Origin of the sequence: Hydrogenophaga electricum (assembly GCF_030160815.1) — a bacterium.
Lineage (GTDB): Bacteria > Pseudomonadota > Gammaproteobacteria > Burkholderiales > Burkholderiaceae_C > Hydrogenophaga > Hydrogenophaga electricum.
This window is the reverse complement of sequence record NZ_BSPB01000081.1, coordinates 1-10,843: the sequence shown is the minus strand read 5'-3', so window position 1 is coordinate 10,843 and position 10,843 is coordinate 1. Positions and strand designations below refer to the sequence as shown.

13 protein-coding genes are annotated in these 10,843 nt (G+C 69.8%); 10 read left to right on the top strand and 3 right to left on the bottom strand.

What is annotated here, in order from left to right; all coding sequences use genetic code 11:
* Positions 1-373 (top strand): DUF1045 domain-containing protein (locus QQK43_RS21785; RefSeq protein WP_284309454.1); only part of this gene is annotated, 373 nt, incomplete at its 5' end.
* On the top strand, positions 370-942 hold the full coding sequence (phnN, locus tag QQK43_RS21780; RefSeq protein WP_284309453.1) for a phosphonate metabolism protein/1,5-bisphosphokinase (PRPP-forming) PhnN: 573 nt from the start codon (positions 370-372) through the stop codon (positions 940-942). The genes QQK43_RS21785 and phnN, both read left to right, overlap by 4 nt.
* 31 nt (positions 943-973) lie before the next feature.
* Here the strand turns inward: phnN and QQK43_RS21775 are convergent, their stop codons facing one another.
* A complete protein-coding gene (locus QQK43_RS21775; RefSeq protein WP_284309452.1) occupies positions 974-1,639 on the bottom strand; it encodes a nitroreductase family protein in 666 nt (221 codons plus the stop codon).
* Between the two features lie 124 nt (positions 1,640-1,763).
* The gene (locus tag QQK43_RS21770; protein WP_284309451.1) at positions 1,764-2,006 is read right to left on the bottom strand and encodes a 4Fe-4S binding protein; all 243 of its coding nucleotides are present in this window, start codon (positions 2,004-2,006) and stop codon (positions 1,764-1,766) included.
* A gap of 234 nt (positions 2,007-2,240) precedes the next feature.
* Between QQK43_RS21770 and QQK43_RS21765 the strand changes: the two genes are divergently transcribed.
* The 6 genes from QQK43_RS21765 (at position 2,241) to pncB (ending at position 6,905) form a co-directional block, all read left to right on the top strand.
* Positions 2,241-2,459, top strand: coding sequence for a CsbD family protein (locus QQK43_RS21765; protein ID WP_234266572.1), 219 nt, complete (start codon positions 2,241-2,243; stop codon positions 2,457-2,459).
* 52 nt (positions 2,460-2,511) lie between these two features.
* The gene (locus QQK43_RS21760) at positions 2,512-2,967 is read left to right on the top strand and encodes a BON domain-containing protein (protein WP_284309450.1); all 456 of its coding nucleotides are present in this window, start codon (positions 2,512-2,514) and stop codon (positions 2,965-2,967) included.
* 75 nt (positions 2,968-3,042) lie between these two features.
* Entirely contained in the window at positions 3,043-3,510 is a 468-nt protein-coding gene (locus tag QQK43_RS21755; protein ID WP_284309449.1) for a CoA-binding protein, read from the top strand.
* 4 nt (positions 3,511-3,514) lie between these two features.
* Positions 3,515-4,801: an O-acetylhomoserine aminocarboxypropyltransferase/cysteine synthase family protein gene (locus QQK43_RS21750; RefSeq protein WP_284309448.1), complete on the top strand. Its 1,287-nt coding sequence runs from the start codon at positions 3,515-3,517 to the stop codon at positions 4,799-4,801.
* A gap of 27 nt (positions 4,802-4,828) precedes the next feature.
* Positions 4,829-5,692, top strand: coding sequence for a cysteine hydrolase family protein (locus QQK43_RS21745; RefSeq protein ID WP_284309447.1), 864 nt, complete (start codon positions 4,829-4,831; stop codon positions 5,690-5,692).
* A gap of 22 nt (positions 5,693-5,714) precedes the next feature.
* Positions 5,715-6,905 carry a nicotinate phosphoribosyltransferase gene (gene pncB, locus QQK43_RS21740; RefSeq protein ID WP_284309446.1) on the top strand — a complete coding sequence of 397 codons (1,191 nt, stop codon included), beginning with the start codon at positions 5,715-5,717 and terminating at the stop codon, positions 6,903-6,905.
* A 10-nt stretch (positions 6,906-6,915) separates the two neighbouring features.
* On the opposite strand, the gene QQK43_RS21735 is transcribed toward pncB, so the two are convergent.
* Entirely contained in the window at positions 6,916-7,842 is a 927-nt protein-coding gene (locus QQK43_RS21735) for a LysR family transcriptional regulator (RefSeq protein WP_284309445.1), read from the bottom strand.
* Positions 7,843-7,963: 121 nt separating this feature from the next.
* Here QQK43_RS21735 and QQK43_RS21730 point away from each other — a divergent pair, with 121 nt between their 5' ends.
* Both QQK43_RS21730 and QQK43_RS21725 read left to right on the top strand, forming a co-directional pair.
* Positions 7,964-10,114 carry a thiamine pyrophosphate-dependent enzyme gene (locus QQK43_RS21730; RefSeq protein WP_234266579.1) on the top strand — a complete coding sequence of 717 codons (2,151 nt, stop codon included), beginning with the start codon at positions 7,964-7,966 and terminating at the stop codon, positions 10,112-10,114.
* 13 nt (positions 10,115-10,127) lie between these two features.
* Positions 10,128-10,843: 2-oxoacid:acceptor oxidoreductase family protein (locus tag QQK43_RS21725; RefSeq protein ID WP_284309444.1), on the top strand; the 716-nt coding region annotated here is incomplete at its 3' end.

Below are 10,843 nucleotides of genomic sequence, written 5' to 3'. Positions count from 1 at the left end.
GCTGCGCCCGGCGCACACGCCGGCGGCGCTGAGCGCGCTGGCCGACGACTGCGTGCGCCGCCTGCAACCACTGGCCGCCCCGCTGAGCGCGAACGAACTGGTGCGGCGCCGGCGCGCGCCGCTCACGCCCGAGGAGGACGCGCTGCTGCTGGCCTGGGGCTACCCCTGGGTGCTGCAGAAATTCCGCTTCCATTTTTCGCTGACCGGGCCGCTGGACGACGTGCCCGAAGCCACGATCCGGCGTGTGCAGCAGGCCGCCGAAGCGCACTTTGCGGCGCTGCCGCCGTGGCGGCTGGACCGGCTGTCGATCTTCATCGAACCGGCGCCGGGCGCCGACTTCCTGCTGCTCGAACAGCCAAGGCTGGCGCCATGAGCCGGCGCCTGGTCTACGTGATCGGTCCTTCCGGTGCCGGCAAGGACAGCGTGCTGCTCGGCCTGCGGGCCGCCTGGGACGGCATGCCGCCCGCGCACTGGGCGCGGCGCACCATCACCCGATCGGCACAGGCCGGCGGCGAGGCGCACGAAGGGGTGAGCGAAAGCGCTTTCGAGCGCTTGCAGCGGGCGCAGGCCTTTGCCATGGCCTGGCAGGCCAACGGCCTGTCGTACGGCGTGCGGCGCACCGAACTGGCCCCGCTGTCGACCGGGCACGGCGTCTTCGTCAACGGCTCGCGCGCCTACCTGCCCACGGTGCTGCGCCATTGGCCCGACGCCAGCGTGGTCCACATCACCGCGCCGGCGGCGGTGCTGGCGCAGCGCCTGCTGGGGCGCCGCCGCGAAGACGGCGCCGCCATCGCGCAGCGGCTGGCGCGCGACGCGGCGGCCGAACTGCCGCCGGGCGCCGTGCAGATCGTCAACGACGGCGCGCTGGCGTCGGCGGTGCAGGCCCTGCGCGAGGGGCTGTGTGTCCGGTGGGCCGGCCAAGAAAAAGCCGCCAGCCGCTGACAGCGGTGGCGGCCGGCGGGCCCGAAGGCGCTCAGTTCACTTCGATGACGAACTGGTCCAGCGGGCGCCGCACCTTCTTCAGGTTGACCAGCCAGTCGCTGTCGGCCGCGCGGTAGCCCAGCGGCAGGATGGTCACGCTGCGCAGGCCACGCTCGCGCAGCTTCAGGATGTCGTCCAGCGCGGCGGGGTCGAAGCCTTCCATCGGCGTGGCGTCCACTTCCTCGAACGCCGCGGCGATGACCGAGGCCCCGAAGCCGATGTAGGCCTGGCGCGCGGCGTGCTCGAAGTTCACCTCGGCCGGACGGGGCGGGTACATCGCCAGCAGCTTCTGGCGGTAGGCCTCCCAGCCTTCGTTGGTGAAGCCGCGCTGCTGGTTGGTCAGGTCGAACATGTGGTTGATGCGTTCGGCCGTGTAGTTGTCCCAGGCGGCGAACACCAGCACGCAGGTGCTCTCGGTCACCTGCGCCTGGTTCCAGGCGATGGCCTGGATCTGCGCGCGCACGGCGGGGTTCTTCACCACGATCACCTCGAAAGGCTGCAGGCCGCTGGACGTGGGTGCCAGGCGGGCGGCTTCGACGATGCGGTCAATCTTGTCCTGCGGCACGGTCTTGGCCGGGTCCATTTTCTTGGTGGCGTAGCGCCATTGCAGCTTGTCCAGCAGGACGGGCGGGTTCTGGGGTTGGGAGAGGTCGCTCATGACGGGTTTCCGAAGGAGGGGCACCCACACCGTGCGGGCGCATGCCGGCATCTTGCCGCAGTGCAGCAAGCCGCGCCGGCGTCCGTGCGGAAGGTCCGGCCCGGAACGCCTTTGTACCGGCCGCTCAGCAGCCCGGCGGCGGATCGGGTATACGCCGCATCGCGATCGCGTCGAACGGGCAGCGCACCGCGCACCGGGCGCAGCCGGTGCACCCGGCCGCGTCGTCCAGGTGGCTCTTTTTCTGCCAGTCCGGCACCGCATGCAGCGACAGCACGCGCGGCGGGCACACGCCCACGCACCAGCCGCAGCCGGTGCAGCGGGCCGGGTCGATGACCGGCAGGGCCTTGCGCGATTCGGGGGACGCCATGGGCCGATTGTGCGGACGCTGGCGCGGCGCGGTGTTTACCAGCGGAAACATCCGGACATGCGACCCGGGATGTTGTCCTACACGCCGAGCCAGCCCGGGCCGACAGCCAGCGCGGGGGCGCTTGCCTACAGTAAAGACACAACGTTGTTCGTACCCGTACCGGACCTCGTTGCCCTCGTGGGGACCGGCCAGCGCCGTACCCCGATGTTCACGAAGTCAGCAAGGAGTCAACACATGAATTGGGACCAGATCCAGGGACAGTGGAAGCAAGTCAAGGGCAAGGTCGTCGAGCAGTGGGGCAAGCTCACCGACGACGACCTGGAGGTGGTGGCCGGTCGCCGCGACCAGCTCGCCGGCAAGCTCCAGGAGCGCTACGGCATCGCCAAGGAAGAGGCCGAAAAACAGGTGGCGGATTTCGAGCGCCGCGCCACCGATCAGTGGTTCAAGCCCTGAGCGCCACACCCGGCCCGCTTGGAACCCCCCCATTCTTATTCAGGAGAACACCATGAAATCGACCCCCATCCAACGCCGCATCACCACCGTGCTGGCCACCACGGCCGCCGCTTTCGCCCTCGCCGCCTGCGGGCAGGCCAGTGACGAGATGACCGTGGGCCAGCATGTGGACCAGGCCATCGAAAACACCCAGAGCGCTGCCGCCTCGGTGAGCCAGGACATGGGCGGCGCCATCGACCAGGCGCGCCAGGCCACCAGCGACATGGCCGACACCGCGACCGCCGCGGCGGCCGACGCCACCATCACCGCGCAGGTGAGCGCGGCGCTGGCGGCCGATGACAGCCTCAAGGCCCTGCAGATCGACGTCGACACCAAGGCCGGCCACGTCACCATGACCGGCCCGGCGCCCGACGCCGCTGCGCGCGAACGCGCCACCGTGCTGGCCCGCGCGGTGGACGGTGTGGTCGCGGTCGACAACCGCCTGGTGGTCACGCAGGGCGCAGGTTGACCCTCGCGGCTCGGCGCGCCGGGGGGCGCCAAGGTGGTAATGTCGCTCCCGCGCCTCGCGGCGCAGGAGACCCCCATGCAGGACGACATTCCCACCTTGCGCCGCATCCTGGCGCGCGACCGCACCATCGCCGTGGTCGGCCTTTCGGCCGAATGGCACCGCCCCAGCTACTTTGCCGCCAAGTACATGCAGGAGCGGGGTTACCGCATCGTGCCGGTGAACCCGCGCTACCCCCAGATCCTGGGCGAAACGAGCTACGCCCGGCTCGAAGACATTCCCTTTCCCGTCGACATGGTCGACGTGTTCCGCAAGGTCGAAGAAATCCCGGCCATCGCGCAAAGCGCGGTGGCCATCGGCGCCAAGACCCTGTGGCAACAACTCGGCCTGATGAGCGAAGAGGCCGACCGCATCGCCACCGACGCGGGCCTGGATTCGGTCTGGGACCGCTGCGTGAAGATCGAACACGCGCGCCTCTTCGGCGGCCTGAACTGGGCCGGCGTGAACACCAAGGTGATCTCGGCCCAGCGGCCGAAGCAGGGCTGAAACCATGGCCGACCGCAGCTTCCAGCCCGAGACGCTCGCCATCCACGCGGGCCAGATCCCCGACGCCGCCACCGGCGCGCGGGCTCTGCCGATCTACCAGACCACCAGCTTCGTGTTCGACACCGCCGAGCACGCGGCCAGCCTGTTCAACCTGCAGACCTTCGGCAACGTCTACGCCCGCCTGTCCAACCCCACGGTGGCGGCGCTGGAAGAGCGCGTGGCCGCGCTCGAAGGCGGGCGCGCCGCGGTGGCCACGGCCAGCGGCATGGCGGCCGAGGCGCTGGCACTGACCACGCTGCTGCAGGCCGGCGACCACGTGGTCGCGGCCGGCGCGCTCTATGGCGGCAGCGTCACCATGCTCGCGGTGACGCTGAAGAAATTCGGCATCGAGACGACCTTTGTCGATGCCACCGACCCGGACGCCTTCGCCGCCGCCGTTCGCCCCCATACCCGGGCCTTCTTTGCCGAAACCCTGGGCAACCCCAGCATGGTGGTGCTCGACATCACGGCCATCGCCGACGTGGCGCACGCCCACGGCCTGCCGCTGGTGGTGGACAACACCGTGCCCAGCCCGTTCCTGTGCAACCCGATCCGCTTCGGCGCCGACATCGTGGTGCACAGCGCCACCAAGTACCTGGCGGGCCACGGCACCACATTGGGCGGCGTGGTGGTCGAGAGCGGCAGCTTCCCGTGGGACAACGGCAAATTCCCGGGCATGACCGAACCGTCGCCCGGTTACCACGGCGTCAAGTTCTACGAAACCTTCGGCAACTTCGGCTTCACCATGCGCTGCCGCATGGAAGGCCTGCGCGTGTTCGGCGCGGCGCTCGCCCCCACCAGCGCCTGGCAGATCCTGCAGGGCGTCGAAACCCTGCCGCTGCGCATGGAACGCCACTGTGCCAACGCGCTGGCGGTGGCGCAGTACCTGCAGGCCGACCCGCGCGTCGGCTGGGTCAGCTACCCGGGCCTGCCGGGCCACCCGCAGCACGATCTGATGAAGCGGCAGATGCGCGGCGCGTCGGGTCTGCTGGCCTTTGGTGTGAAGGGTGGGCTCGAACAGGGCGTGAAGTTCATCGAGAGCGCGCAGTTCATGAGCCACGTGGTCAACATCGGCGACACGCGTACCCTCATCAGCCACCCCGCCAGCACCACGCACCGCCAGCTCGACGCGGCCCAGCAACTGGCCGCCGGTGTGCCGCCGGACATGGTGCGCATCTCGGTCGGGCTGGAGCACATCGACGACATCCTCTGGGACATCGACCAGGCGCTGGCGCGCGCGGTGGGCGGCTGAGCCCGGCCATCGAAACAGGAACACAGCATGAGCCGCGCAACCACGTTGCTGATCATCGATCCGCAGAACGACTTCTGCGATCTGCCCGAAAGCTGGCGCGGCACCGACCCGCTGCGCCACGTCCCCATCGCCCCCGCGCTGCCGGTCCAGGGCGCCCACGCCGACATGTTGCGCCTGGCCGATCTGATCGACGAGGCCGGTGACGGCGTGGCGCGCATCGTGGTCACCTTCGATTCGCACCACCGCTGCGACATTGCCCACCCCACCTTCTGGCAGACCGGCGCGGGCGCGGCGGTGAACCCGTTCACCGCCATCACCGCGGCCCAGGTCCGTGCGGGCGCATACCGGCCCCGCGACGCCGGGGCCTTGCCGCGCGCCCTGGCCTACCTCGACGCGCTGGAAGAGGCCGGGCGCTACACCCTCATGGTCTGGCCGGTGCACTGCGAAATCGGCAGCTGGGGTCACAACGTGCACCCCGCCGTCAAGGCGGCCTACAACCGCTGGGAGGACCGGCGCCTGGGCGTGGTGGAGAAGGTCGCCAAGGGCAGCCATCCCTGGACCGAGCACTACAGCGCGCTGCAGGCCGAGGTGCCCGATCCGGCCGACGAAGGCACGCAGCTCAACCGGGCGCTGATCGCCCGCCTCGACGAGGCCGACCGGATCGTCATCGCGGGCGAGGCCAGCAGCCACTGCGTCAAGGCCACCGTCGAACACCTGGCGCAGCACCTGCCCTCGCGCCGGCTCGACAAGCTGGTGCTACTGACCGACGCGATGAGCCCGGTGAGCGGTTTCGAAGCGCAGGCGCAGGCTTTCCTGGCCGACCTGCGGCACCAGGGCGCGCAGCTGGCCACCTGCGCCGAGGTCTTGCCCCTGCTGCGGGCCGAGGCCTGAGCACCACCGACCCGGAGTCCCGATGGAACCCGTCATCACCAGCCTGCTGGACACCGACCTCTACAAGTTCACGATGTGGCAGACCATGCTGCATCGCCACCCGCAGACGCAGGCCGAATACCGCTTCGTTTGCCGCAACCGGCCGGCCTTCCCGCTGACCGAACTGCTGCCCGAGATCAACGCCGAACTGGACGCGCTGTGTGCCCTGGCATTCAGCGAGGACGAGTTGCGCTACCTGGGCGGCCTGCGCTACATCAAGAGCGACTTCGTCGACTTCCTGCGCATCTTCCGTTTCCAGCGCGGCTTCATCCAGGCCTTCGCCGAAGGCGACCAGTTGCAGATCGTCGCCCGGGGGCCGCAGGTCCACGTCATGGCCTTTGAAATTTTCGTGCTGGCCATCGTCAACGAGCTGTACTTCCGCCGCTTCGACCGCGCGGCCGCCGAGGCCGAAGGCCACCGCCGGCTGGCGGACAAGATCGGCGCCATCGAAGCCTTCGTGCAGCAGCCCGCACGGCGTCACCCTTTCGAGCTGTTCGACTTCGGCGTGCGCCGCCGCTTCTCGAAACCCTGGCAGCGTGACGTGGTGCAGGCCCTGAGCACGCGCCTGCCCGGCGTATTCAAGGGCACGTCCAACGTGCGGCTGGCGCTCGACCTGGGCCTGGTGCCCATCGGCACCATGGCGCACGAGTACCTGCAGACCTACCAGGCGCTGGGCGTGCGCCTGCGCGATTCGCAGAAGGCCGCGCTCGAGGACTGGGTGCAGGAATACCGCGGCGACCTGGGCGTCGCGCTGACCGACGTGGTCGGCATGGACGCCTTCCTTGCCGACTTCGACCTGTACTTCGCCAAGCTGTTCGATGGCCTGCGCCACGACTCGGGCGACCCGCTGGTCTGGGCGGAAAAAGCCCTGACCCATTATCAGAAGCTGCGCATCGATGCACACACCAAACGCCTGGTGTTTTCCGACGGGCTGACGGTGGACAAGGCCATCGCGATCTACCGCGCGCTGGGCGACCACACCCAGCTGGGCTTCGGCATCGGGACCCACCTGTCCAACGACGTCGGGCTGCAGACGCTGCACATCGTCATGAAGCTGACCAGCGCCAACGGCCAGCCGGTGGCCAAACTGTCCGACTCGCCCGGCAAGACGCTGTGCGATGACGCCACCTTCCTGGCCTATCTGCGCCAGGTGTTCCAGGTGCCGGCGCCGTGAGCGGGCGCGCTCAGCCGGTGGCGAACAGCCGCCGCACCTGATCGCGGATCCACACCTGCGCCGGGTCGCGTGCGGTGCTGGTGTGCCACACCAGGCGCACCTCGTATTCGGGTGCGGCCTCGCGCGGCAGTTCCCACACACGCACCTTCTGCAGGCGGCTGAGCTTTTCCGCGTACATCAGCGGCACGATGGTCATCAGGTCGGTGTGGAGCACCAGCTCGGGCAGCGCGCCGAAATGGCGCGCGCGCAGCACGATGCGCTCCTGCAGCTTCAGGCGCCAGAGCATCTTTTCCACGCTGCCGTGGAAGGTCGCGGTGGGTGAGGGCACGACCATGGAGGCGCGCGCCATCTGCGCCAGCGTCAGGCGCTGAGCGCCGGCGCGCGCGCCACCCTCGGGCTGCCAGTCGACCGAGGTCAGGCCCACATAACGTTCGGTGAACAGCAGGTCGGCTCGCACGCCGCGGTGTCGCGGGTTCAGGATGCCGATGGCGAAGTCGATCTCGCGCGTCTCCAGGGCCGTCGGCAGGTCTTCGGCCACCACCGACACATTGGCCAGCCGGGACAGCGGCGCCTGTTCGCGCAGCGTGGCCGCCAGCGGCGGCAGGAACATCATCTCGCCCAGGTCGGACAGCGACAGGCGCCAGCGCGCCTCGGCGCGGGCCGGATCGAAGCGCTGGCCGGCCGACAGCGCCGATTCGAGCCGGTTCAGCAGCTCGGTGACCTCAGGCGCCAGCAGCTCGCAGGCGTGCGTGGGCGCCAGGCCCTGGGCGGTGCGCACGAACAGATCGTCGCCCAGGTGGTGGCGCAGCCGCGCGAGGGCGCTGCTGGTGGCCGACTGCGACAGCGCCAGCAACTTGCCGGCTTCGGTCACCGAACGGGTGCGGTGGATGGCGACCAGCACGCGCAGCAGGTTGAGGTCGATCTGGCGGAAGTTCATGCGCCGGCATTATCCATACCATGGATGTACTTCATCCAAACAATCGGTTGGACAGATGTGCGTGCCGGCCCCTACAGTGCCCTCACAACTACAGTTCCCCACAACAACGGAGACAACAGTCGTGGAACGATCCTTCCACCGCGAGATCGAGGCACTCCAGCTCGGCGACGGCCAGGTGTTTCATGGCGAGGGCATCCTCGCCGTGACCAAGGCGCTGCTGCAGTCGGGCGTGACCTACGTCGGCGGCTACCAGGGCTCACCCATCACCCACTTGCTGGACGTGATGGTGCAGGCCCGCGATTACCTGGACGAACTCGGCGTGCACGTCGAGGCCTGCACCAACGAAAGTTCGGCGGCGGCCATGCTGGCCGCGTCCATCATGTACCCCGTGCGCGGCGCGGTCACCTGGAAGTCGGTGGTCGGCACCAACGTCGCCTCCGACGCGCTGTCCAACCTGGCTTCGCCCGGGGTCATGGGCGGTGCGCTCATCGTGGTGGGTGAAGACTACGGCGAAGGCGCCAGCGTGATCCAGGAGCGCACGCACGCTTTCGCGATGAAGTCGGCCCTGTGGCTGATGGACCCGCGGCCCGACCTGCCGACCATCGTGCGCATGGTGGAGAAGTCGTTCGAGCTGTCCGAGGCGTCGAACACCCCGGTGATGCTGGAGCTGCGCATCCGCGCCTGCCACGTGCGCGGGAGCTTTCCGACCCGCGACAACGTCGCGCCGGCCATCTCCACGCGCCAGCTGCAGGCGCAACCCGCGGCCTTCAGCTACGACCGGCTGTCGCACCCGCCGGCCACCTTCCGGCACGAAAAGCTCAAGTACGACGTGCGCATGCCCGCGGCGCGGCGCTTCATCGTCGAAGCCGGCCTCAACGAAGAACTGCCCGGCCGCCACGCGGACGTGGGCATCATCGTGCAGGGCGGCCTGACCAACACCCTGCTGCGCGCGCTGCAACTGGCCGGCCTCACCGACGAGGCGGGCGACCCCGCGGTGCCGGTGCTGGTGCTCAACGTGGTCTACCCGCTGGTGCCCGAACAGGTGGCCACCTTCTGCGAAGGCAAGCGCGCGGTGCTGGTGGTTGAAGAGGGCCAGCCCGATTTCATCGAGCAGGAAATCAGCACGCACCTGCGCCGCGCCGGCGTGCATGCCACGCAACTGCACGGCAAGGACTGGTTGCCCATGGGCGGCGAGTACACGGCCGAGGTGCTGCTGGGCGCGCTCGAACGCCTGGCCGGCGCCTACCTGCCGCCGGCCAGCGCCAGCGCTGCTGCCGGTCACCTGGCCCGTCTGGGTGAACTGCGTGGCGAGGCCGCCGCCCTGCTGGCCGAACCCGTGCCCGCGCGGCCGCCGAACTTCTGCACCGGCTGCCCCGAACGCCCGGTGTTCGCCGCGCTCAAGCTGGTCGAGCGCGACACCGGCAAGCTGCACATCGCCACCGACATCGGCTGCCACTCCTTCGCCACCTTCGAACCCTTCTCGTTCGGCAACTCCATCCTTGGCTACGGCATGAGCATGGCGTCGAGCGCGGCGGTCAAGAACTTCACCGCCCAGCGGCCCGTGGCCATCATGGGCGACGGCGGCTTCTGGCACAACGGCCTGCTCTCGGGCGTGAGTTCGGCGCTGCTGAACCAGGGCGACGGCGTGCTGGTGATCATGAAGAACGGCTACACCTCGGCCACCGGCACGCAGGACACCATCTCCACGCCGGCCCAGCAAGCCAAACAGCTGGCCGAAGGCGGCAGCGCCACCGCCAGCGAAACCACCATCGAGGACACGCTCAAGGGCATGGGCGTGAAGTGGATCCGCACCGTGCACAACTACCGCGTCTCGCGCGTGCGCGACACGCTGCGCGAGGCCATCCGCTCGCCCTTCCCCGGCCTCAAGGTGGTGGTGGCCGAAGGCGAATGCCAGCTCGAACGCCAGCGGCGCCTGCGGCCGATCCGCGCGCGCCGCCTCAAGGAAGGCCTGCGCACGCTGCGCACCCGCTACGGCATCGACGAAGACACCTGCACGGGCGACCACTCCTGCATCCGCCTCTCGGGCTGCCCGACGCTGACCGTGAAGCCCTCGTCGGACCCGCTGCGCCGCGAGCCCGTGGCCCACGTCACCAACGGCTGCGTCGGCTGCGGCCTGTGCGGCGAGGTGGCCGACGCGGCGGTGCTCTGCCCCTCGTTCCACAAGATCGAGATCGTCACCCACCCCAGCTTCTGGGACCGCCTGACCGACCGCATCAACCGGCGGATCATCGGCTGGCTGCAACCCGCATGAGGACCCGCTTTCCATGACCGCTTCCGTGCAAGAACCCTGCTGCATCCTGGTCGCCGCCCTGGGCGGCGAAGGCGGGGGCGTGCTGGCCGACTGGATCGTCGAATGCGCCGTGCGCAGCGGCCTGCCGGTGCAGGCCACTTCGGTGCCCGGCGTGGCCCAGCGCACCGGCGCCACCAGCTACTACATCGAGCTGCTGCGCGCCCCGGTGCCGGCCGGCGCGCCGGCGCCGGTGTTCGCCCTGTCGCCGGTGCCCGGCCAGGTCGACGTGCTGGTTGCCAGCGAACTGCTGGAGGCCGCGCGCATGGTCGAACGCGGTTTCGTGAACGCGCGCACCACGCTCGTGGCCTCGACCCACCGTGTCTACACCACGCTGGAAAAGATGCACATGGCCGACGGCCGGCAGGACACCGACCGCCTTTCGCTCGCTGCGCGCACGCTGGCCGGCCGCGCCTGCCTGATGGACATGGACGCCCTCACCCGGCAGCACGGCACCGTGGTGTCGGCCGTGATGTTCGGCGCCATGGCCGGCACCGGCGTGCTGCCCTGGCCGCGCGACCTGTGCGAGGCCGTGATCCGCGATTCGGGCCGTGGCGTCGAAGCCAGCCTGGCCGGTTTCGGGGCGGCCTTCGACGCGGTGGCGACGCCGGCCGAAGAGCGGCCGCCCGTGGCCGCCGTGTCGGCCGGCACGCTGCCCGACTGGCCCGAGGCGCTGCGCGACGCCTGGGCACC

What these genes read in the sequence shown, in the direction of transcription:
- phnN (WP_284309453.1), top strand. Translation starts at nt 370, where the DNA reads ATGAGCCGGCGCCTGGTCTACGTGATCGGTCCTTCCGGTGCCGGCAAG.
- QQK43_RS21775 (WP_284309452.1), bottom strand. Translation starts at nt 1,639, where the DNA reads ATGAGCGACCTCTCCCAACCCCAGAACCCGCCCGTCCTGCTGGACAAG.
- QQK43_RS21770 (WP_284309451.1), bottom strand. Translation starts at nt 2,006, where the DNA reads ATGGCGTCCCCCGAATCGCGCAAGGCCCTGCCGGTCATCGACCCGGCC.
- QQK43_RS21765 (WP_234266572.1), top strand. Translation starts at nt 2,241, where the DNA reads ATGAATTGGGACCAGATCCAGGGACAGTGGAAGCAAGTCAAGGGCAAG.
- QQK43_RS21760 (WP_284309450.1), top strand. Translation starts at nt 2,512, where the DNA reads ATGAAATCGACCCCCATCCAACGCCGCATCACCACCGTGCTGGCCACC.
- QQK43_RS21755 (WP_284309449.1), top strand. Translation starts at nt 3,043, where the DNA reads ATGCAGGACGACATTCCCACCTTGCGCCGCATCCTGGCGCGCGACCGC.
- QQK43_RS21750 (WP_284309448.1), top strand. Translation starts at nt 3,515, where the DNA reads ATGGCCGACCGCAGCTTCCAGCCCGAGACGCTCGCCATCCACGCGGGC.
- QQK43_RS21745 (WP_284309447.1), top strand. Translation starts at nt 4,829, where the DNA reads ATGAGCCGCGCAACCACGTTGCTGATCATCGATCCGCAGAACGACTTC.
- pncB (WP_284309446.1), top strand. Translation starts at nt 5,715, where the DNA reads ATGGAACCCGTCATCACCAGCCTGCTGGACACCGACCTCTACAAGTTC.
- QQK43_RS21735 (WP_284309445.1), bottom strand. Translation starts at nt 7,842, where the DNA reads ATGAACTTCCGCCAGATCGACCTCAACCTGCTGCGCGTGCTGGTCGCC.